A 20,497-nucleotide genomic window follows, 5' to 3' on the forward strand; every position below is an offset into this window, starting at 1 on the left:
ACGACCGACTCCACGTCGATGAGGCGTCGTCACTCCTCGCCGTCCGACCGTGAAAGCCGGCGACGGACGGCGAGTCCGACGCCGAGAAGCGGCAGCCCGGCCGCGAGGACGTATGGGGCTGCGTAGGCGGCGGCGACGACGGCGGCCCGGAGGACCGTTCCGAGGCCCCGAACCGACTCGAGGAACGCGGTCACCACGCCGGTGGCGTACCACGCCGTCGAGACGGCGGACGGTTCGGGCGGCTCCTCGCGGAGTTCGACCCGGATCGTCGACAGCGCGACGCGCTCCTCCAGAGCGGCCCGTTCGGCCTCCATCCGCTCGATCTCCTCCTGGACGTCGGCGAGTTCCCGCTGGACCGCCAGCACGTCCTCAGTCGTGTTGGCGCCCTCGTAGAGTTCCCTGAGGCGGTCGCGTTCGGCCCGCTTGTTCTCCAAGCGTGCCTCGAGGTCCGCGATCCGATCCGTGACGTCCCGGCTCTCGGTCGTCGAGCGCTCGACGTCCCCCAGCGACTCGAGGTCGGTCATCGCGGCGTCGAAGTCCTCGCTCGGGACGCGGAGCGTGAGTTCGCCGACGGTGAACTCCTCGTCGCCCCGCTCGTGGGTCTCCCGGGTGGAATCGCTCACGAACCCGCCGTACCCCTCGGCGATCGTGCGCGCCTCCGCGTCCGCCTCCGCGAAGGTATCGACGGTGAGACGGAGGTCTCCGGTCCGTATCAGTCGTCGATCTGCGGCCGCCGCGGCGGTTTGGCCCTCCCCGTCGGCCATCGCGTACGATCCGTCACCCGAACCGTCTCCGGCCTCCTCCGTGACCGATCCCGCCCCGTCGGCCCCGCCACCGTCCACGGATCGTGTGACGTCGGCGTCGCCCGCGCCGCCGGCGTCCCCGCCGCCCGCACCGGCACAGCCGGCGAGCGCCACGAGGCCCGCGAGCGCCACGACACACAGCAGTCGTCTCGTGTCCATATCGGAGACGTCGACGCCGATCGTGGTAAAGGATTTCAAGGGACAAACGTCGGTTTGTCCCTCGATCGCGCCGATCGGCGGCCGCGATCGTGGTCGACGGGCGGACGACGTCGCGTTCCTCAGCCGGCGTCGACCGGTTCGATCAGCTCCGAGCCGTCCGTTCCCGTGGCGTTCACGCGCGTCGAGACCGGATACGCCTTCATCTCCGTCGCCGGATGCGGGTCCATGATCGCCGCCGCCTCGTCCGGGTCGCCGTGGAGCCAGCGCTCTTCCTCGTCGGGCGCGAGGATCACCGCCATCCGATGATGGAGGTCCGCAACCAGATCGTTCGGCTCGGTCGTCACGACGGTGAACGTCTCGCGGACCCGGCCTTCGTCACCGGGGTCGGCGTCCCCGTTCGCACCCGTCCCGCCGCCGAACGCGCCGAGTCCGGTCTGGGTCGTCTCCGGTTTCGGCGGTTTCCATCGCTCGTACAGGCCGGCCATCGCGAACGGACGGTCGTCCTCGAAGGCGACGCGGTACGGCCGTTTTCCGGTCCCGTCGTCGACCCACTCGTAGAACCCGTCCGCGGGAACGAGACATCGACGGGACTCGTATGCGTCCGCGAAGCTCCGCTTGTCTCGAACCGTCTCCGCTCGGGCGTTGATCAGATCGAACGGTTCCTCGGCCCACGACGGGGTCAATCCCCACGTCATTCGGGTCGCTCGATCCGGGTCCTCGACCGTCACGACAGGGAGGTCCTCGCCGGGTGCGCAGTTATAACTGGGTTCGAGGCCGTCCCCGAACGTCGCGTCGAACCGCGACTCGAGTTCCCCGACGGGCGTGAACAGCGTGTACCGGCCACACATTCTCTGTCGACCTTTCGGTCGAGTGGTCTTAAATGGAGAACCCTGTCGCCGATCGGGGGGTGTAGCCGGGGGAGAATTATCCGGGTCCGCTTGGAAGACGTCCGCATGGAACACCTCGTCGCGATGGATGACTCGCCGTTGGCCCGTGAATCGCTCGTGTACGCGCTCGAGGTCTTCACGGACGCCCGGGTGACGATCGTCCACGTCGCGTACCCTGAACTGGACATGCTCTCGACCGATATCGAAGAGGTGTACGGCGCGGATCCGGCGGAGTTGGACGGAGTGGGTGACGAGACCGCCCGGAACGTCTTCGAGACGATCCGTGACGTCGTGGACGACCGATCGGTCGCCGTGACGTATCTGCTGGGCGAGGCGGATCGGCGACTGGTCGAATACGTCCAGGAGGGAAGTTTCGATCACGTCGTGATGGGGACCCACGGTCGCGACGGTCTCTCACGCCTCTTGATCGGAAGCGTTGCCGAGGCAGTCGTCCGTCGGACCGACGTTCCGACGACGCTCGTCAAATAGCCTCGGAGATCGACTCGAACGACGTCAGCGTCGCCGTTCCGGAACGTCGCGCCGTTCGCGGGTGCCGCAACCTCGGAGGACGGATTTGAGGCGTACCTTCTATTCAAACCAGTGTTCACTAATATATGATTAGTCACATTGATGTACAACGGCTGTATCATAGCTCTAAGCCTTCGATCGCTGTACTACTAACTACACACTGCCAAGGGTCTACGCTGTATCTTTATGCTCATAAGCGTCGATCATTCGATAGAGCTGCCAGTAGTACAGGTCAAGTACCAGTCAAAAGAGACCGACCGATGTCCCGATCACAGACAGCAACCGATACCATCGCTGGTCACGACCAGCCCACCACGCACTCTCGACGTACTGTACTTCGGGGTCTCGCGGCGACAGGGTCCGCGGCGTTCGCTCTCCAACGTGGAGCCGGCAGCGCGAGTGCAGCCGAACCCAGCCAGCAGGGACGGCCCAACGGACCGCTCTCCGATCCGGAGTCCTTCGAGACGTTCCTCGACGGCGTGATGAACGCCCAGCTCGAGGCCCACGACATCCCCGGTGCAACGGTCGCGGTCGTCGACGGTGATTCGACGTTCACGAAGGGATACGGCGTCCGAGACGTCCGCACTGATGCGCCAGTCGAGGCGGGCGATACGCTCTTTCGCATCGGATCGACGTCGAAACTCTTCGCGTGGACGGCAGTCATGCAGAGGGTCGAGGCTGGCCGGCTCGATCTCGAGACTGACGTGAACGACTACCTCGACGGTGTCACGATACCGGACACGTACGACCAGCCCATCACGCTCGACCACCTCGCGACGCATACTGCGGGATTCGAGGAGCGCGCTCGTGGAACGTTTGTCCTGAACGAAGCGGATCTGCGCCCGCTCTCGACGATGCTCCAGAACGAACGACCGGCGAGAGTTCGGCCGCCGGGTGAGTTCACCGCCTACTCGAACTACGGGGCCGCGCTCGCTGGCCATATCGCCGCCGCGACTGCCGACTCGTCGTTCGGTGAGTACGTCGAAGGCGACATCTTCGAACCGCTGGGGATGGATCAGAGCACGTTCGACCAGCCTGTTCCCGATGCTATCGACGGGACACTTTCGAAGGATAGTACTATCCGACTCTATTGGGGCGATATCAGCACCCTCATGACTACCAGAGAATCGTCGAGTGAGGATCAGACAGACGATGCCCTAGTTACGGAGTATGGAATGTCTCGGCCGCTCGTCCTCCAGTGGACCGTCGTCAGTATCTCGAATCCTCCGGGGTGTCCGGGGCGACGCCGAGGCGGCCTTCGACGAACGCGGAGACGTCCGCTGTGAACGCGTCGACCGCGTCCCAGTCGGTGAACTCGACGTCTCCGTTCGGCGCCCGTTCCTCGGTGAGTAGGTCCTTCGCGATCCGCTTCATCATCAGGCGTTTGAGGAACCCGTACTCGGAGAACCGAAGCGCGCCGCCGAACTGCCCGATTCGATCCGGGTGCCACCCGGTTTCCGTGAGAAACGACTCGACGTATCCCGCAGCTTCTTCGCGTTTCTCCTCGTTCGCCGAGGACAGCGAAACCTGGAAGAACGCGGTCGGCATCTCTGAGAGGATGTCTCGATTGTCGGTGATGAAGTCGTGAACCTCCTTCTGGTGTTTCCCGACGTGGATCGAGGCACCCACGACGACGGCGTCGTAGACTTCCAGGGTGAACGAGTCCGGTCGGTCACGCACGTCGATCGCGCTCGCCTCGTGGCCGCGCTTGCTGATTGTGGCCGTGATCCGTTCTGCGATCTTCGCCGTCTGGCCTTCGCCCGTCCCGTAGAGTACCAGGAAAGAGCTCACGTGTTCACACACCTCTGTACGTGCGTTCGCCGCGTCAGCAGATAAATTCCGGTAGATCCTGTGATTCCATCCGATTCACGGCTCGACGCAGGCATTGATTCGCGCCGGAGCAACTCGGTACTTGCAATGGATGTCCATCGTCGGTGGGTTTCATTCTGCGGCGTCTGATTCAGTCTCCGCTGGGAGGCCGGCGTCTTGGGGGTCGGTGGATCGCGGTTCGCGAGGCGGTCAGCGCCGTAGACGACGACTAGGAGGATCGCGACCAACACGAGGGGAACGGCGCCGGTGACTTCGGCGAGCAGGTTCAGCCAGGGATCCGGCGCACCGTTCGGGATGAGCGCCTCTTGGTCGGCGGGGTGGAAGATCCCCATGACGTTAATGCCGGCGTGGAACACTGCGACGGCGAGGACGCTCCCGACAGTGCTGTTGTACATCCACGTCCAGAGGGTGGATCCAGCAAGGATGGAGACCATCCGGAGGAGTTGCTGGGAGAGCGGCCAGCCGCCGTGGGTTGTGGTAGCGTTCAGGAACAGCGGGAGGTGCCAAGCCGCCCACGTGACGCCCACGACGGCACTCGACACCAGCGCGCTGTAGGATCCTGGAGGATGGGCAGCATGAAGCCACGCCACCCGAGGTCCTCTTGACCGCCATCCCACACGGTTCCCCACGCCATCGCGAACAGGTAGATGAACGGCGATTCGAACTCGGTAAGGTCGATCGGGCCACCGGCGACGACGAACAGCAGAACGCCGAGCGAGAGGATGATGAACTGAAATCCGAGTGCGAGCGCCACCATTTCGCGCCGATCCGCCATTTGAACGTCTGGCCGACCCAGGTGCGGAGGCTCCCACCGGAGGCCCAGATGACGACCGCCGCGCCGATGGGCGGGCCGAACCCGCCGAAGCCGATCAGGATCGAGTGCGTCCAGGAGGCTTCCATACCTGAATAGGCGAGGGTGCCCTGGATCGTCCAGGTGAACGCGTACGCGATTGCGACGAAACTCAGGGGGCGATGCCGATCGATCCACGCACGGATCCCGGAGTTCATCAACAACATTTGTACTAGAGATCGGGCTTGATCATACTCCTTCAGTATCCGGACGAAATTCGTGTATGAGTCACTGAGGTCAGTAGTATCCCTAGAGGATAGTTCGGTGGAGAGCGCCGTATATTCCGGCTTGGTCGCTCGTAGAGACGTTTCTGAGGACGGTGACCGTGTATTCGAGGTAGTGTTCAGATAAGCAGATTCCATGCGAAGCCGAACGATCTGAGCCATTCGTCGGCAGTTTCTGCTTCGGCGTTGCTGAAAGAGTTTGAGAAGATGATAGTTCTACGTTTTATCCCACGAGAGACACGTTCGACACTGTTCCGGTTTCCATGTCGTTCGTATCTGAAACCGAGGCCGTGTTTGCGACAGGATCGCTGAAGTGGAGCCGCGCCATCGACGAGAACGGTCGCGTCATCGACATCGTGTTTGTCGAGGAGTTCCGCGAAGAATTGATCGGCGATCGCGTTATTTCTCGTCGGCTCGAGCCGTGTATGTAGCGGATCGTTTGATTGAGGATCGACAGCAGCGTACAGCCAATAGTGTTCATCGTCGAGTTGAATCACGGTCCCGTCAACCGCAACGTGATTCGGGCACCGACCAGTTTCTGGCTGTAGATCCGCTTTGTGAACCCAGTTATGAACGGTCGATCGAACTCGATCAACACCGGATATCTCAAGAAACGAAACAGTATTTGAGAGCGATAGTTCAGACGAATAGAGCCGAATACTGAGCTTCATCAACAGCCTCGGTGTTGCCTCTCGCTCCACAAACTCTACCGTGATCTCGTCTAAACAGCCACTGAGGCGATCGTTTTCGGGCATAGATCACTTTGAAAACGCACCGCCTCTCCTTTCCATCCTTATCTGAACACCGCCACACTCTAATCATTGAGCGCTCGACTGGGTCAGAGGCACTCTTAGACACCGATGCGGAGTGGATCGAAGATCACGCACCCTGTGACGTTATCGAGGTATCGAATCTCGATCACGACACGACCAGACACATCGGCGTCGTTACCGACGAGGGACCATTCGATCCAACAAAGGTTGCACTGGCCGACGCGCTGGCTACTGCGGTCGGTGCCACGATCACATGTTACTCCCCTACCAGTACCGAGTCGCCCGAAAGCCGCCGGAACACTATCGAAGATTACCTCTCAGAGTTGGAAGCACTCTGTGAATCCCCGGTTGAAACGCAGATCCTCCAGTCGGGAACTGACTCGAGGGAGAGATCCAGTGACAGCCGGAACGGAACACGGTACACCCGTCGTTTATGTAGTGAGCCAGCCCGGACGACTCCGTCAGGCAGTCGAACGGCGATTATTCTAACTGCTTTCGGATATCTCCGGGTGTTCCATTAGCCACCGTGCGGCCGCTTCCACCACGCTAGAGTTGGTTGATCTGACCTTGATACGTTTGTTTTCTCTCCCCTCCTCAGGGTAACAACCGACCGTCACGTCGAATTCCGTCCGGACGCCGTCGAGTATCTCGTTGAGGTGGCTCTCGGTCTCAGTCGAGCGGAGCGTCTTCGTGAACACGTCCCCTTCGAACTTGGAGACGATCTGCTCGAAGGTGGATCGCATCTCGGATGGCATACCCGGGATCACAAACACGTTTTCACAAACGAACCCGGGAGCGATCCCCACATCGTTCTCGAGCACTTCGCTTCCCCTGGGTCGAAGGGCAGCTCGTTCGAGATCGAACTCGAATTCCGGAGCGTCGTTTCGGATCTCCTTGACGGCAGTCGATATCTGCTGATATGTCCGATGATCCCTTTCGATATCTAGGTTAAGTCCTTTGGCCACGCCCTCGACCGTGACGTCGTCCGGGGTTGACCCGAGTCCGCCCGTGACGACGACTGAATCGTAGCGTTCGCTGTGGTCGGCAATGGTCTCTGCGATCCGGTCGACTACGTCCGGGATGACGGTGATCTCCGTCACGTTGACGCCGCGTTCGGTAAGTCGCCTCGCGAGCCAGCTGGCATTGGTGTTCTCGATGTCCCCCGCGAGTAATTCGTCTCCCACGGTTATGATGGCGACGCGCATACCGGAGAGTATAGCGGGAGATCGAAGATAGTTTCGCAGACAAATCGTATCAGCGTGTCGTACCACGGGTTCGCTCGAGTCATGGTGATCGGTCCCGAAATGACCCGTGAGCGTCCTTCACGGGTTCGCGGCAGTCCGTTCGCTGTGGATCCAGTCGGAGAATTCCTCGGTCAGCACCGATAGGAGGTGTTCTCCGGCCTCTGTAGTCGCCACCGTCGGGTCGCCGAGAACGCCTGACTCGGTTACCGCCTCGAATCCATGATTGAGGATACGGGCGTACGATACGTCACCCTCGTGGCCGGGGTCGGCATCCTCCATCGAGACGAGGTCGGGTTCGATCGCCAGCATCGCCGCGGTTTCGGTTGCCCCCGCGTGAATCACTGGTTCGTCGATCTCAATACCCACCTCGGAGAGGGCTCGGTTCATCGCCTTCGTGTATCGATCCAGATCAGCGATGGGGACTACGGTCGTCTCGGGTAGTTCGTCGGCGAGTTCGGGGGCGATCGTTCGCACCGGCGGGATATTCCCGCCGTGTGTCGGGAGTAACACGACAGTTTCGACTCCGTGAGTGGCAACCGATCGAACGTGTCCGCGGATGGTTTCGAACAGCGCGTCGATCCCGACGCTTATCGTACCGGAGAACGAGGTGTGTTCCTCAGAGACGCCAACTCGAATGACCGGTGCCACCAGCGCATCGCCCAATTCCGCCGCGAGACGACACCCGAGAGACTCACCGATGAACGAGTCAGTACCAAGCGGCAAGTGCGGTCCGTGTTGTTCAACGGCGCCGATCGGGAGGATAACTGTACGGGACCCGTTTTCGATACGTCTCTGGATATCGGGCCACGAGAGTCGTTCAAGCAGATACTGGTTGCGGCGTTGTCGACGTTTCTCCTGGCTCATAGACCGAAATTCGCTCGTGCCCGCGAATAATCTTTGCGCCGACCCCTGACCCTGAGGAGAATGGATATGATCTCGAAGTCGAAACCTGTTGACCCCCCTTCGTCGAGCCGTCTGTTTATCACTGCCGAACCAGAAACAGGTGGGTTTTGGTTGCGTGTAATCGGAGTTGGTTGCCCTACCTGAATCGAGGGTCGCCTATCCAAACGTATTTGTGGATCGGATACACAACGCTACCATATGTCACGGAGAGTATCAGAAACGGATCCGGAGGAATCAGCCACCGACAAGACGGCTTCTCGGTCCGACGACGATCCGGATATTGAGGAGGACCTGTTCGAGGAGGAACTCCGGATCGACGGAATTTGTGGCGTGTACTGAGATGGCGACCCTTGCCAGACCTGACCACATCAAGTTCCGTCGGGAGGCGGACGGGGGACTGGTGTACGACCACGAAAACTACGGTTACGAGGATGCATCGATGTACGAGGTGAGCGACACCGTCATCGACGTCCTAGAGTTCGTCGAAAACGAGAACGACCGAGAGGCCGTCGAGAGCCAGTTCTCTCCGGCCGTGGTAGCGACGCTGATCGACCGGGGGGTGCTCGCGGATGTCGAGTGAGTCCCGTGCGTCGAGTGAGCCCCTGTCAGCACCGGTCACGATCACGTGGGAGGTGACGCTTGGTTGTAACCTTCATTGCGATCACTGTCTCTCAGGTAGTGGTCCGGGCCACCAACTCCCGAACGAGCTCACGACTGAGCAGGCCCACGCCTTCATCGGCGAACTAGATGAGATGGACGTGTTCCAAGTCAACATCGGCGGCGGTGAGCCGTTCGTCCGCCCCGATATGTTGGAACTACTCGAAGACCTCACTAACCGGAACATCTCCACCTGCGTGAGCACGAACGGTACCCAACTCGATGAGGCTACGCTGGATCGGATCGAGGCGATGGATCCGCTATTCCTCCAAGTTAGTATGGATGGCCTCCAGCCCGAGAACGACGCGATCCGCGGCGAGGGCGTGTACGACCAAGTCGTCGATACGCTGGAACGGCTGGAGGACCGTGACATCGGGACGACCGTCAACACCGTCGTCACGCGGCGGAACGTCGAAGACCTGCCGGAGATCTACGATCTCGCAGAAGCCCACGGTGCCGGCCTGCGCCTGAACCGCTTCCGCCCCAGTGGTCGGGGCGAGGACACTTGGGACGAGTTCCGGCTGACTGAGGAGCAGATCCGATTCCTCCACGGGTGGATCGAGGACTATCCCGACGTCCGGACTGGGGACTCCTTCTTCTACCTCAACGCGCTGGGCGAGGTACGAAACAATACGCTCAAACAGTGTGGCGCGGGCTCGATGACCTGTCTGGTTGACCCCGCAGGCGACGTGTTCCCGTGTGCGTTCACGCAATGGGACCACCTCGCATCAGGCAACGTCGTCGAGGACGGCTTCCAGACCGCATGGGACGAGATCGCCAACCTTCGGAGCCAGATCGACGACCACGAGGGCTGTCCCGCGGTCGCAATGGGGAGTTCGGACCCCGACGGGGAGGACCCACAGCTGCGGGCGATCCTCTCTGGCGATTGAATCGTGCCGACCTCCGCCGCCGCTTCCGCCGTTCACGGCAACGATCGAACCACCCACGGCGTCGGCGAGTACCGTCGACGCGACACTGTTTCGATCGTCGACAACGTGGTCGTTTCACGGCGCCCGTTGACCGCAACCCGGATCAACGATGCCGCCATCTCGCTGCTCCACGAACTCGACGACGACAATTTCCGAACACCTGCCAGCGTCGCCGCTGAGACGAATCACGACCTCGAGACTATCCACCGCCTGTTCGAGCGTCTCGCAGCACGGGACTTCTTGGAGTGGCAGCCCTCACGAGATCCCGATCACCAGCCACCAGTGTCGATCGTCATTACGGTTCGAAACGACCGCGATCATCTCGCACGCTGTCTCGACACGCTGGCCGAACTGGACTATATCGACTACGAGGTGCTCATCGTCGACGACGGCTCGACTGACGGTACGAGGGAGACGGTCACGGGTCATCCGCTTGCCCTCGACGGACGGGTACGGTACATCGAGGTCGGGACTCCCGACGAACCGCTCGGTATCGGCGCCGCGCGGAATCGTGGCGTCGAGGAGGCGAACCACGAGGTGATCGCGTTCACTGACGCAGATTGTCGCCCGCGATCGACGTGGCTCTCCGAACTCGTACCGTATCTCGCCACGAACGACGTGGTCGGGGGGCGGATCCGTCCGGCTGGCGAGAGCGCCGCGAGCGTGTACGAAGGGATCAACTCGTCGCTCGACATGGGACGATACGCATCACGCGTCGATCCCGACGGCTCCACGCCGTACCTCGCGACCGCGAACCTCGTGGGACGGCGTCGCGTCTTCGAATCGATCCCGTTCCCCGATCGGAACATCGCGGAGGACGTCGACGTCTGCTGGCGGGCTCTCGACGCCGGATTCGATGTCGTCTACACGCCCACGGGTATCGTCGAGCACGAGTACCGTGAGAGCCTGGGTGCGTTCGCCACACGTCGGTCGACGTACGCCGCTTCGGAAGCGCTGCTGGCGTGTGAGTACGGGCGCGACCGCGGCGACCGAGTGGACATCCCGATACACCTCCTCCTTTTATTCGCGGGTGTGGCCGTCGCGCTCCTCGGTGACGGTCCGGTCGCGACTGTAGGACTCGTCGGCGCCGGCGTTTTTACCCTCGCAGCCGTCGGTTACGACGGGTCGCGTGTGAGACGCCGATACAGACGCCTTCCGGGACCGGTGTCTCGTTCCGACGTGCTTCGAAGTCGAATACGAGAGTGGTTGTCGACGACGTACGCGACGACACGTGAGATAACTCGGTACTATGTGGTTCCGATCCTCCTCGTCGGCGTTGGTATCTGGATCGCCGGCGAGCCTGTACTCGCGGTCGGCGTCCTCTGTGGGACAGCAGTAGCAGTCGCGCTCCCGTTTGCCGTCGAATACCGTGTTCACGACCCGGACACGTCGATCACGGAATACGGCCTGTATTACCTCGCGGATCACTTCGGATACCAGCACGGTGCCTATCGTGGGACGTTCGAACACCGTACTGCCGCCCACCTCGATCCGCGAGGGCGCTTCCGTCTCGTCGGACCTGGCACTGGAATGCTCACTCGTTTCCGATCGATCCGGAAAGAGGACGGAGACCCGTTCCGCTCAGTGACTGTGGGCGACGTCACGGCACGCTTTCACGTCCAATCGAGCGCGGAGCGGTGGTGGTTCGAGTCGACATCGCTCCGCGGAGAACGGTTGGTGCTCCGAGATCTGCTCGAACGGATCGATTCCGACGACGTGTTCCTCGACATCGGCGCGAACATCGGCCTGTACAGTTGTCTCGTCGGCTGTACGCTCGACGACGGCACCGTCGTTCCCGTCGAGCCGCATCCAGAGAATGCAGCACGGCTAGCCGAGAACCTCGTGGCGAACGATATCGATACGGACGTCGTTCGGCGTGCCCTCGGTGGTGCGGCCCGAAACGGGACACTCTCGGCGGCGGACGAGCCACCGGGAACAGGGACTCCTGCCCTCGTCGGCAACACGCCGTTACCGGACGGTGCGACCGTGGACACCGATGAGAACACCGTCGAGACGCCAGTCGTCACTGGCGACTCTTTGGTCTCGGCAGGCGAGATACCACGGCCATCGATCGTCAAGATTGACGTGGAAGGAGCGGAGGCGGCTGTCATCGAGGGTCTCTCGGTAACTCTGTCGACACCGGCTTGTCGGCTCGTCTACTGCGAGGTACATCCGGAAGGATTGAAGCAACGAAACCGCGAGCCTGACGATATCCGCGAAGCGCTCCGTAATCGGGGCTACGATGTCGAGACGGTACAGGAGCTATCGGACGGTCGGACGATTCTCAGAGCCAAGGTGGTAACACCCGCCAAGGGCTTGCAGTAGTTCAGGAGGTGCGAACGCTCGCTTTCGATGGTGGGAGAAACGCCAGCGTGCGTACGGGGATATATTGAACCTCTTTGTCGTCGGATAGGGCCGTGCCAAAAGTCATTGATAGAATATATAACGGTCAATAGGGAATTTTCCCAAATAGTTAAAAGAGATGGTTGGTATCATTCTTGTGGGGACAGATAGCATGGACCACTCGAACATCTGTCTCCGGTGAATGCCAATGCCAACGTACGATTTTAGCGGGAAGGTCGCGTTCGTCACCGGTGGCGGACGGGGTCAGGGACGCTCACACGCACAGCACTACGCGAAACACGGCGCCGACGTCGTCGTCACCGATATCTGCGAAAACATCGGAACGAACCCCTACGAACTCAGCACGAGCGACGATCTCGCCGAGACGGCGAGCCTCGTCGAGGACGAGGGGCAGGAGGCGCTGGCGATCGAGATGGACGTTCGAGACGAGAGCGACGTCGAAGCCGCCGTCGACGAGGCGCTCGACGAGTTCGGCCGGATCGATATCCTCGCCAACAACGCCGGAATCTTCAACGCATCGGAGGCGACGGAAATGGACGAGGCGATGTGGGACGAGATGATCGACACGAACCTGAAGGGCGTGTGGCTCTGTAGTAAGCATGTCGGCCAGCATTTCATCGACCGCGGCGACGGCGGTAAGATCGTCACGACCTCTTCGACTGCGGGCTTCGTTGGAACACCGGCGAACGGCCACTACGTTGCGACCAAACACGGAGTACGCGGCCTGACGAAGACGCTGGCGCTGGAACTCGCCGAGTACGACGTCAACGTCAACGCCGTCGCACCGACCGGTATCGACACGCCGATGATCTCCGGTTACGTCGAGTCGTACGGCGAGGAGATGCTCAATCAGATCGCTGAGCTGACCGGACCCTTCAACGTTTTCGGTGACGGGGGAATGATCGAGGCGAAAGACATCAGCGAGGCATACATGTGGCTCTCCAGCGACGCCGCACGCTACGTCACCGGGATCACGCTCCCGGTCGACGCCGGAATGCTCGCGAAGTGACCGACCAGTTAAGCTACAGACGATGCCAGAGTACGACTTCAGCGGCAAGGTGGCGTTCGTCACCGGCGCCGCACACGGCCAAGGACGATCGCACGCACAGCACTACGCGAGACACGGTGCCGACGTCGTCGTCACCGATATCGCCGAGAACATGGAGACTGTTCCATACGATCTCGGCACCCAGGACGAGTTGACGGAGACGGCGAGCCTCGTCGAGGACGAGGGGCAGGAGGCGCTGGCGATCGAGATGGACGTCCGTGACGAGGCCAAGGTCGAGGCCGCCGTCAACGAGGCGCTCGACGAGTTCGGCCGGATCGACATCCTCGCCAACAACGCCGGGATCGCTCATTTCTGTGAGCTCGTCGAGATGGACGAGGCGATGTGGGACGAGATGCTTGACACGAACCTGAAGGGCGTGTGGCTCTGTGCGAAACACGTCGGCCAGCACTTCATTGACCGTGGCGACGGCGGCAAGATCGTCTCCACGTCGTCCATCTACGGGAAGGTAGCAGGACCCGGTTCCGGTCACTACATCGCCGCGAAACACGGCGTATTGGGGTTGACGAAGACGTTAGCGCTTGAGCTGGCCGAGTACGACGTCAACGTCAACGCCGTCTGCCCGACCGGCGTCGACACGCCGATGATCACCGGAGTGACGGAAGCGTACGGAGCGGAGCCACTGGAGGCCGCAACGGACATGACCGGTCCCTGGAACATCTTCAGTGACGGGGGAATGATCGAGGCGAAAGACATCAGCGAAGCGTACATGTGGCTCTCCAGCGAAGCCGCACGCTACGTCACCGGGATCGGACTCCCCGTCGACGCGGGAATGCTCGCAAAGTGAGCCCTAACGGCTTCGAGCAATCGATTTTTTCGGTGTGGTTATTTTTGGACGCTCGTCTATCGGGTGCTCGAATACCACCGGCCGAGTGCTCGGTTCCGTCTCACCTAGAGCAGGCCGTTCCGCTGGAGGTACGCTACGACCTGCTCCGCCGCCTCCTCGGGTGACGCGTCGATCCGCTCGCCGGCGCTTGTACCGTCCTCGGTCCCGCGACCGAGCATCCGGTAGATCCGCTCCTCGACGGTCCCCGTTCGCGGCGGGCGCCCCCGCCCCCAGCGCTCGTTTGGTGTCACGTCTTCCACCGTCGCGGCACCGACGCTCATTGAAAACCGGGACTCGCCCGGCGCGACGTCCGACAGCGCCACGGTCTCGATGTCGGCCTGCTGCCCGTCGATGACGGTCGACAGGGGCGCTCGGTCGGGATCGGTGTAGCCGGCATCGACCCCGAACACGGCAGGGGGTTCGACGGCGACTGCCTCCTGCCGGCCGATCGCTAGCTTCCGCTGAACGGCGAGTTCGTCCTGCTCGACAACGACGTCCGCGTCGAGGTTCGACGCCCCGAGTTGCGTCATCCGGGTTGCGGTCGGCCAGTCCAGATGCTCCCCGACGAACGTCGCGATCTCGGAACCGACGAACGACGACGACTGCCCGACTACGACGAGGTCCGGGGACTCGCGAGCAACGACGCGGGCCAGCACGGTCGCGTACTTGTCGCCGGCGGCGTCCTCGATCGGATCGTACTCGACGTGCAGTCCCGAATCGGCCCCGCGTTCGAGCGCGGTCCGGACGCAGCCCCGGGCGGGCTCACCGCCGATCCCGACGGCCGTTACCTCGTCGGCGACGTCGCGAGCAGCCGCGAGCGCGACATGGTCGTCGATGCTCAGCTGGTGCCGATACGGCTCCGCGTTCCCGTCCCGGTCGACCACGCGGTGTGGCTCCGGTCGGGTAGTGACGATCGCCTTCATCGCGCCGTGTACCCCCCGTCGACCGGGATCGTCGCCCCGGTGACGAACGCCGCGTCCTCCGACGCCAAAAACGCGATCGCACGGCCAACGTCCGCCGGGTCGGCGATCCCCAGCGGCGTCTCCTCGATCATCTCCTCGGTCGTGGTGGGGAGGTCCTCGTCGCTCTCCTCGGCCAGCGCCTGCTCCAGCATCGGCGTCTCCACGATTCCGGGGCAGATCGTGTTGGCCCGGATCTCGGGGGCGTACTCGACGGCGATGGAACGGGTCAGCGAAACCAGCGCCCCCTTCGTCGCCGTGTAGATGTCCATCCCCGGCTCCGCGATCAGCGCCGCGATCGAGGCGTTGTTCACCACGACGCCTGTGCCGTCGCCGGTGTCGAGCATCGCGGGAATCGCGTGCTTGCAGGCGTACATCGGCCCCTTGAGGTTCACACCCGTCAGGAACTCGTAGGCCTCGTCCTCGAACTCGGCGATCGGTCCGTCGGCCTCCTGCGAGGCGACGGCGGCGTTGTTCACCAGTATGTCGACGCTTCCGAACGCCTCCTCTGCGTGTCCGACCATCGCCGCCACGGCATCCTCGTCACTGACGTCGGTCTCGACGAATGAGGCGTCCCCATCCTCCTCTGCAGTGATGACTGCCGCCAAGGCTTCGCCGTCCTCGACTGCGAGGTCCGCGACGACGACGTCCGCACCGCGCTTGGCGAGGGTTTCGCACGTCGCCGCGCCGATGCCACTCGCGCCGCCAGTCACGATCGCCGTCCGGTCGTTTAGGTACATAGTCAGCCGAAGTCGAACTCGACTCCCTTTCCGCCCTCAGCCTTCGACCAAGAGACTGCGCCCTTGTCGGGATCGTTCGCACAGAACACCATGCAAGCGCCACACTCCACACATGGCTCGTACGCGAAGTAGATCCCACCCTCCTGATCCTCTTGATAGTCGAAGCACTGCGCGGGACAGAGGTGTAGGCAGGGCTTGTCTTCACAGGTGATACACTGCTCGTTGTCGACGGTGATGTGGGCGTCCTCGCTCACGTCCCAGTTCACCGTCTCCAGGTCGTCCTGAACACTCATCGCGCGATACCCCCACTGGCCGTACTCCGTGTTGTGTGTGAATTCATAGCTATGTATTCGTGTCTACAGGTATTGCTTTTTGGGTCACAGCGATCTGAACCCCCGGTAGCCGTCCTTGACGAGATCGAGGAGTCCCGCGTCACTTCGCCGGAACGCGCGATACGCCTGTCGCCACGTTAGTCCCGTGGCGTCGGTCTCCGCGGAGTACATCGCCCTGAGCGTCTCGGTCGCGATCCCCGGGTACGCGTCGTACATCCGCTCGTTCTTCAGGAACTTCGGAAGGTGACGGTGCTGTTTCATGTCCTGCAGCACGTACGAGTTCTCGAGCCGGTCATCGTACCGCCGACCGAACGCGTCCCAGTTCCCGTCGGCCTCGCACTCGATCGCGGCCTCGGCCGCGACGAGACCGCTCTTGATGCCGTAGTCGAGCCCGCGGAACGTGTACCCCTTGTTGAGCACGAGGCCCGCGGCGTCGCCGACGAGTGCGACCCGCCGGTCCTGTCGGTCCGGAAGGGTGTCGTAGGAGTGTTCCGGCACCAGAATGCCCTGGTACTCCTCGACGGCGTCACCCTGGACGTACGGTCGGACGGTGTCCAGTTCCATGAACTCCTCCAGCAGTCCGTACAGGGGTGTCCCGGAGTCGCCGTACCCCTCGTCGCCCAGCCAGCGGAGCGTCTCGAGGCCGCCGACCGCGCCGACGGAGATGTACTCGTCGAACGTGTAGATGAAGTAGCCGATCGTCGGCGCGCCCTCGGGGAAGCCGGTGTAGATGTACGCGGCCCCCTCATCGCTGTCGAGGTTGAACCGCCGGTCAATCTCGTTGCGGCCGACGTCGACGACCTTCTTCACCGACAGCGCCATGTCCTCGTTGCGCATCGTGCGCTGGATCCCGGTCCTCCGACCGACCGTAGTGTTCACGCCGTCGGCGCCGATGACCGCGTCACAGACGATGTCGCCGTCCAGGCGGTCGGTGTGGACGATCGCCCGATCGTCCTCCTGGGTTACGTCCTGCACCGACGTCTCAGAGACGAACGTCACCCCGTGCTCGACCGCGCGGTCGACGAACCACCGGTCGAACTTCCCAAGCATCAGCGTGTAGTTTGGCTCTTCACGGAGTTCGAGGTCGCGGTAGCCGATCGACACCTCAGCGTCGCCGTGGAGAAGCTTGATGTTGTGTTCGACCACGTGGCGCTCCAGCGGCGCCTCCTCGGGGAACCCCGGCAGCAGGTCGTCGAGGATACTGCCGTAGAGCACGCCACCGGTCACGTTCTTCATCCCGGGCTGTTTGGCCCGTTCGACCAGCGCGACGTCGAACTCCTCGTCGGCGAGCTTGTACGCGGCCGCGACGCCGGCACGGCCCGCGCCGACGACCACCACGTCGAAGGCGGCGTCGGTCATTCGGCCACCCCCTCGGCCGTCGCCGACTCGTCGTCGGCTCTGGCGCGGCGGACCGCCTCGGCCAGCGCGGGGCCGTACTCGTAGGCGTCGCCGACGATACCGATATCGGCGAAGTTGAAGATCCGCGCGTCGGGATCGGTGTTGATCGGGATCAGGTGGTCGGCGTTCACCGAGCGCATGTGGTACGAGTCACCCGAGATCGCGCAGGGGACGTACAGCTCCACGTCGATCTCCTTGCCCGTCACGCCGATCTGCCGGTCGTAGGGGACCCACCCTTCGTCCGACGGCGGGCGGGAGGCCCCGACGGCGGCACCGAACGCGTCGGCGAGCTCATCGATCAGCTCGAACCCGTCCGCGCCGCCGAGGCCGAACCCGCCGGCGACGATGCGCCGCGCCTTCGAGAGGTCGTCCTCCGGGACTTCGAGCGTCTCGACGTGTCGGAGCCGGTCGTCGTCGGTCACGTCGACCTCGACCGTTCGGCCCGTGGGATCGCCCTCGGGCGGCTGGTCGGGCGTCCCCAGCGCTTCGGTGTTCAGCGTCACGACGGGTGGCTCCCGCTCGAAGGCGAACTCCGCGTACGCACGGCCGCCGTAGGCGGGTCGCCCCCCGAGCAGTTCGCCATCCCGCACGCGGAGCAGACAGTCGGTGACGCAGACCCCTCGCTGACGGCGCGCCGTCGCCGCCGCGAGGTCGGCGCCATCGGCAGTGTCGGGCAACAGGACGGCACGGGCATCCTCGGTGAGTTCGGCCAGCGCTTGCGACCGTGCGTGGACACCCGCCGCGCCCGAGGCAAACGTGCCGGCCGGCCGGGTCACGTGCAGTACCTCGTCAGGGGACCCTGCCGCCACGTCGTCCGGCGCGACGATGCCGTCGAAGGCGACGGCGAAGACATCGGGCGGCTCGGAGACCGAGTCCGCGTCACCGAGCGCCTCGGCGAGTCGGTGCGCTTCGTCCAGCAGTGCGATATCGTCCGCGTCGGGAACCGCAACGATCTGGCTCATAGTTGATCCCTCGAAGTCATGTCGATAGCTCCCGGGCGAGCATCTCGCCGTCGTAGATCGCCTTGTCGATCAGTCGCGGTGCGACACAGTCGCCGATGCGGTGGACCGAACCGGCCGCGAACCCCTGTTCCTCCAGCGCGCCGGCGAGGCCGGTCCGAGCCTCCCGGCGCTCGGCTACGACGAGCGAATCGGCGGACACAGTGTCTACGTCCTCGGAGTAGACGTTGAGCAACTGCGCGGTGTTGTCCTCGAAGCCAATGACGGTGGCGTGGGTCTCGATGTCGACGTCGTGTTCGTACAACGTCTCCATGAACGGCGGGACGTTCGTGCCCTCCAGTTGGTCGCCCGGGTGGTAGGAGGTCGTCACGAACGTCACGTCGTGGTCGGCCGCGAGGTACTCTGCGACGCCGACCCCCGCGGCGTGTTTGTTGTTGTCGAAAACGATCACCGAGCCGCCGACTGCCTCGCCCTGTAACACGTCCCACGAGCGGTGGACGTCCGGCCCCTGGAGATCCGGCTGGCTCTCACTGGCTCCGATGGCGACGATGACGTCGTCCCACGCGTTGGGATCGACGTCCTCCGGGACGACCTCGGTGTCGGTCTCGACGGTTACGTCGCGGTTGCCGAGTTGGTTTTTGAGGTTTCGGACCGCGTCGCCGAACTCCTGTCTGGAGTCGACCCGTGTCGCGATGTTCGACTGCCCGCCGAGCTCGGTCTCACGCTCACGGATGGTGACCTGATGGCCGAGATCTGCGGCCGTCACCGCGAACGAGAGCCCTGCCGGCCCTCCACCGACGACGAGTACGTCCCGCGGCGTCGATGCTGGTTCGCGGTCCTCGATGTGGGGGATCCTCGTCTCCCGGCCGGAGCGCGGCGTCTGAATACAGCCAACGTGGCCGTTGGTGTGGATCCCGCCCAGACAGTTCTGATTGCACGCGATACAGTGTGTCACCTCCTCGTCCGCGCCACGCCGGACTTTCCGGACCGTGTCGGCGTCGGCGATGAGCTGGCGACACATCCCGACGAAGTCCGCCCGGCCCTCCTCCAGCACGTCGTTGGCCTTGGTGAGGTCGTTGATCCGGCCGGCGGCGATGACCGGGATGTCGACCTCCTCACGCGCCGCGCCGTAGTACTCGGAGGTGTACCCCAGCGGCGCGTGCATCGGGGCGTCGGTGATGTGCAGCTTCGAGATGGTGGCGATGTCGGAGTCGATGAAGTCAAGACTCGGATGGAGTCGTCGGATCACCTCGACCGCGTAGTCGTAGTCGTAGCCACCCTCCTCCATCTCGTCAAGCGTGAGGCGGATCCCGACCGGGAACTCCTCACCGACGCGGTCCCGGATCGCTTCGACCACCTCGTTGACGAGGCGGACGCGGTTGTCGATCGAGCCGCCGTAGTCATCGTCGCGGGTGTTGTATTTCGGGGAGAGGAACTGTCGAAGGATCCCGTCATGTCCCGCCTTTAGTTCGAGACCGTCGAGGTTTCCCTGCTTGACGTGTTCAGCGGTCTTGGCGAAACCGAGTTTGACTTCCTCGATATCCTCGCGCTCCATGCGTTTTGGCATCTCATAGCCGAACTCCGAGGGGACCGCCGACGGCGCCCACGTCTCCCGCATGGCGTGCTCGCCGGTGTCCTCGCCGCCGGTGTGCTGGAGCTGGGCGAACACCTTCGTCCCGTGCTCGTGGACTGCGTCCGCGATCATTTTCAATCGTGGAATCACGTCCGGATCGTATCCCGAGGCGTACATAGGGTTCGACGCACTCGGGTGGACGAGCATACTTGACGGCCCGACGATGAGCCCGACGCCGCCACGAGCCCTGGCCGCGTAGTACGCGGCGTCACGCTCGGTCGGCAGGCCGTCCTCCGCGAACCCCGTCTCGTGGGCGAGGAACACCGTTCGATTCGGGATAGTCACCGATCCGATCCGTCTCGGTGTGAAGAGCATGTCTGGCATAGCTTGGCAGTGGTTCTCTATCACCTTTTGTCCGGATAGGGATAAAGGTGTACCGCCGATGATAGGCCCGGTACTTGTTTATAACCTTACAACCCATTGTGGGATGCTG

The 20,497-nt window shown here is 63.0% G+C and carries 22 protein-coding genes; 8 read left to right on the forward strand and 14 right to left on the reverse strand.

Annotated features, from left to right (window positions below; all coding sequences use genetic code 11):
* Window positions 1–29: 29 nt before the first annotated feature.
* Window positions 30–962, reverse strand: coding sequence for a DUF4349 domain-containing protein (locus tag EAO78_RS04485; RefSeq protein WP_122104662.1), 933 nt, complete (start codon window positions 960–962; stop codon window positions 30–32).
* 119 nt (window positions 963–1,081) lie between these two features.
* Window positions 1,082–1,810 carry an SOS response-associated peptidase gene (locus EAO78_RS04490; protein ID WP_122104663.1) on the reverse strand — a complete coding sequence of 243 codons (729 nt, stop codon included), beginning with the start codon at window positions 1,808–1,810 and terminating at the stop codon, window positions 1,082–1,084.
* 105 nt (window positions 1,811–1,915) lie between these two features.
* Here EAO78_RS04490 and EAO78_RS04495 point away from each other — a divergent pair, with 105 nt between their 5' ends.
* Both EAO78_RS04495 and EAO78_RS04500 read left to right on the forward strand, forming a co-directional pair.
* Window positions 1,916–2,338 carry a universal stress protein gene (locus EAO78_RS04495; protein WP_122104664.1) on the forward strand — a complete coding sequence of 141 codons (423 nt, stop codon included), beginning with the start codon at window positions 1,916–1,918 and terminating at the stop codon, window positions 2,336–2,338.
* A gap of 521 nt (window positions 2,339–2,859) precedes the next feature.
* Window positions 2,860–3,663: a serine hydrolase domain-containing protein gene (locus EAO78_RS04500; protein WP_238987625.1), complete on the forward strand. Its 804-nt coding sequence runs from the start codon at window positions 2,860–2,862 to the stop codon at window positions 3,661–3,663.
* Here EAO78_RS04500 and EAO78_RS04505 read toward each other — a convergent pair.
* The 6 genes from EAO78_RS04505 to EAO78_RS04525 form a co-directional block, all read right to left on the reverse strand.
* Window positions 3,587–4,168, reverse strand: a complete 582-nt coding sequence (locus EAO78_RS04505; protein WP_122104826.1) for a flavodoxin domain-containing protein — start codon at window positions 4,166–4,168, stop codon at window positions 3,587–3,589. The two genes, EAO78_RS04500 and EAO78_RS04505, sit on opposite strands and share 77 nt — an antisense overlap.
* Complete coding sequence (locus EAO78_RS04510) at window positions 4,165–4,734, reverse strand: CPBP family intramembrane glutamic endopeptidase (RefSeq protein ID WP_162498046.1); 570 nt, start codon at window positions 4,732–4,734, stop codon at window positions 4,165–4,167. The genes EAO78_RS04505 and EAO78_RS04510 overlap by 4 nt, the downstream gene beginning before the upstream one ends.
* A complete protein-coding gene (locus EAO78_RS17855; RefSeq protein WP_203227825.1) occupies window positions 4,692–4,964 on the reverse strand; it encodes a hypothetical protein in 273 nt (90 codons plus the stop codon). Before EAO78_RS17855 ends, EAO78_RS04510 begins: the two co-directional genes overlap by 43 nt.
* 436 nt (window positions 4,965–5,400) lie before the next feature.
* Window positions 5,401–6,036, reverse strand: coding sequence for an IS6 family transposase (locus EAO78_RS04515; protein WP_122104666.1), 636 nt, complete (start codon window positions 6,034–6,036; stop codon window positions 5,401–5,403).
* A 503-nt stretch (window positions 6,037–6,539) separates the two neighbouring features.
* On the reverse strand, window positions 6,540–7,259 hold the full coding sequence (locus tag EAO78_RS04520) for a competence/damage-inducible protein A (protein ID WP_122104667.1): 720 nt from the start codon (window positions 7,257–7,259) through the stop codon (window positions 6,540–6,542).
* 117 nt (window positions 7,260–7,376) lie between these two features.
* A complete protein-coding gene (locus EAO78_RS04525) occupies window positions 7,377–8,162 on the reverse strand; it encodes a creatininase family protein (protein WP_122104668.1) in 786 nt (261 codons plus the stop codon).
* A gap of 237 nt (window positions 8,163–8,399) precedes the next feature.
* Here EAO78_RS04525 and mftA point away from each other — a divergent pair, with 237 nt between their 5' ends.
* From mftA to EAO78_RS04555, 6 genes are all read left to right on the forward strand, one after another.
* Entirely contained in the window at window positions 8,400–8,540 is a 141-nt protein-coding gene (gene mftA, locus EAO78_RS04530) for a mycofactocin precursor MftA (RefSeq protein ID WP_122104669.1), read from the forward strand.
* 1 nt (window position 8,541) lies between these two features.
* The gene (gene mftB2 / locus EAO78_RS04535) at window positions 8,542–8,781 is read left to right on the forward strand and encodes a mycofactocin biosynthesis chaperone MftB2 (RefSeq protein ID WP_122104670.1); all 240 of its coding nucleotides are present in this window, start codon (window positions 8,542–8,544) and stop codon (window positions 8,779–8,781) included.
* Window positions 8,771–9,748 (forward strand): mycofactocin radical SAM maturase, encoded by a 978-nt coding sequence (gene mftC / locus EAO78_RS04540; RefSeq protein WP_122104671.1) that lies wholly within the window; start codon window positions 8,771–8,773, stop codon window positions 9,746–9,748. The genes mftB2 and mftC overlap by 11 nt, the downstream gene beginning before the upstream one ends.
* A 3-nt stretch (window positions 9,749–9,751) precedes the next feature.
* A complete protein-coding gene (locus EAO78_RS04545) occupies window positions 9,752–12,112 on the forward strand; it encodes an FkbM family methyltransferase (protein WP_122104672.1) in 2,361 nt (786 codons plus the stop codon).
* 226 nt (window positions 12,113–12,338) lie between these two features.
* Complete coding sequence (locus EAO78_RS04550) at window positions 12,339–13,160, forward strand: mycofactocin-coupled SDR family oxidoreductase (RefSeq protein WP_122104673.1); 822 nt, start codon at window positions 12,339–12,341, stop codon at window positions 13,158–13,160.
* Window positions 13,161–13,182: 22 nt separating this feature from the next.
* A complete protein-coding gene (locus tag EAO78_RS04555) occupies window positions 13,183–14,004 on the forward strand; it encodes a mycofactocin-coupled SDR family oxidoreductase (RefSeq protein WP_122104674.1) in 822 nt (273 codons plus the stop codon).
* A gap of 104 nt (window positions 14,005–14,108) precedes the next feature.
* Here the strand turns inward: EAO78_RS04555 and EAO78_RS04560 are convergent, their stop codons facing one another.
* The 6 genes from EAO78_RS04560 to EAO78_RS04585 form a co-directional block, all read right to left on the reverse strand.
* The gene (locus EAO78_RS04560) at window positions 14,109–14,966 is read right to left on the reverse strand and encodes an electron transfer flavoprotein alpha/beta- subunit (RefSeq protein WP_122104675.1); all 858 of its coding nucleotides are present in this window, start codon (window positions 14,964–14,966) and stop codon (window positions 14,109–14,111) included.
* Complete coding sequence (locus EAO78_RS04565) at window positions 14,963–15,742, reverse strand: SDR family NAD(P)-dependent oxidoreductase (RefSeq protein WP_122104676.1); 780 nt, start codon at window positions 15,740–15,742, stop codon at window positions 14,963–14,965. The genes EAO78_RS04560 and EAO78_RS04565 overlap by 4 nt, the downstream gene beginning before the upstream one ends.
* A 2-nt stretch (window positions 15,743–15,744) precedes the next feature.
* On the reverse strand, window positions 15,745–16,035 hold the full coding sequence (locus EAO78_RS04570) for a ferredoxin family protein (protein WP_122104677.1): 291 nt from the start codon (window positions 16,033–16,035) through the stop codon (window positions 15,745–15,747).
* Window positions 16,036–16,119: 84 nt separating this feature from the next.
* Window positions 16,120–17,433 carry an FAD-dependent oxidoreductase gene (locus tag EAO78_RS04575; RefSeq protein ID WP_122104678.1) on the reverse strand — a complete coding sequence of 438 codons (1,314 nt, stop codon included), beginning with the start codon at window positions 17,431–17,433 and terminating at the stop codon, window positions 16,120–16,122.
* Window positions 17,430–18,434, reverse strand: coding sequence for an electron transfer flavoprotein subunit alpha/FixB family protein (locus tag EAO78_RS04580; RefSeq protein WP_122104679.1), 1,005 nt, complete (start codon window positions 18,432–18,434; stop codon window positions 17,430–17,432). Before EAO78_RS04580 ends, EAO78_RS04575 begins: the two co-directional genes overlap by 4 nt.
* A gap of 16 nt (window positions 18,435–18,450) precedes the next feature.
* The gene (locus tag EAO78_RS04585) at window positions 18,451–20,379 is read right to left on the reverse strand and encodes an oxidoreductase (protein WP_203227826.1); all 1,929 of its coding nucleotides are present in this window, start codon (window positions 20,377–20,379) and stop codon (window positions 18,451–18,453) included.
* Window positions 20,380–20,497: the final 118 nt, after the last annotated feature.

The sequence above is a fragment of the Halobellus captivus genome, from assembly GCF_003697845.1.
Lineage (GTDB): Archaea > Halobacteriota > Halobacteria > Halobacteriales > Haloferacaceae > Halorubrum > Halorubrum glutamatedens.

Bases quoted from the DNA above. Each gene is read 5' to 3' on its own strand.
- EAO78_RS04485 (WP_122104662.1), bottom strand. From the start codon at position 962: ATGGACACGAGACGACTGCTGTGTGTCGTGGCGCTCGCGGGCCTCGTG.
- EAO78_RS04490 (WP_122104663.1), bottom strand. From the start codon at position 1,810: ATGTGTGGCCGGTACACGCTGTTCACGCCCGTCGGGGAACTCGAGTCG.
- EAO78_RS04495 (WP_122104664.1), top strand. From the start codon at position 1,916: ATGGAACACCTCGTCGCGATGGATGACTCGCCGTTGGCCCGTGAATCG.
- EAO78_RS04500 (WP_238987625.1), top strand. From the start codon at position 2,860: ATGAACGCCCAGCTCGAGGCCCACGACATCCCCGGTGCAACGGTCGCG.
- EAO78_RS17855 (WP_203227825.1), bottom strand. From the start codon at position 4,964: ATGGTGGCGCTCGCACTCGGATTTCAGTTCATCATCCTCTCGCTCGGC.
- EAO78_RS04515 (WP_122104666.1), bottom strand. From the start codon at position 6,036: ATGCCCGAAAACGATCGCCTCAGTGGCTGTTTAGACGAGATCACGGTA.
- EAO78_RS04520 (WP_122104667.1), bottom strand. From the start codon at position 7,259: ATGCGCGTCGCCATCATAACCGTGGGAGACGAATTACTCGCGGGGGAC.
- EAO78_RS04525 (WP_122104668.1), bottom strand. From the start codon at position 8,162: ATGAGCCAGGAGAAACGTCGACAACGCCGCAACCAGTATCTGCTTGAA.
- mftA (WP_122104669.1), top strand. From the start codon at position 8,400: ATGTCACGGAGAGTATCAGAAACGGATCCGGAGGAATCAGCCACCGAC.
- mftB2 (WP_122104670.1), top strand. From the start codon at position 8,542: ATGGCGACCCTTGCCAGACCTGACCACATCAAGTTCCGTCGGGAGGCG.
- mftC (WP_122104671.1), top strand. From the start codon at position 8,771: ATGTCGAGTGAGTCCCGTGCGTCGAGTGAGCCCCTGTCAGCACCGGTC.
- EAO78_RS04550 (WP_122104673.1), top strand. From the start codon at position 12,339: ATGCCAACGTACGATTTTAGCGGGAAGGTCGCGTTCGTCACCGGTGGC.
- EAO78_RS04555 (WP_122104674.1), top strand. From the start codon at position 13,183: ATGCCAGAGTACGACTTCAGCGGCAAGGTGGCGTTCGTCACCGGCGCC.
- EAO78_RS04560 (WP_122104675.1), bottom strand. From the start codon at position 14,966: ATGAAGGCGATCGTCACTACCCGACCGGAGCCACACCGCGTGGTCGAC.
- EAO78_RS04565 (WP_122104676.1), bottom strand. From the start codon at position 15,742: ATGTACCTAAACGACCGGACGGCGATCGTGACTGGCGGCGCGAGTGGC.
- EAO78_RS04570 (WP_122104677.1), bottom strand. From the start codon at position 16,035: ATGAGTGTTCAGGACGACCTGGAGACGGTGAACTGGGACGTGAGCGAG.
- EAO78_RS04575 (WP_122104678.1), bottom strand. From the start codon at position 17,433: ATGACCGACGCCGCCTTCGACGTGGTGGTCGTCGGCGCGGGCCGTGCC.
- EAO78_RS04580 (WP_122104679.1), bottom strand. From the start codon at position 18,434: ATGAGCCAGATCGTTGCGGTTCCCGACGCGGACGATATCGCACTGCTG.
- EAO78_RS04585 (WP_203227826.1), bottom strand. From the start codon at position 20,379: ATGCTCTTCACACCGAGACGGATCGGATCGGTGACTATCCCGAATCGA.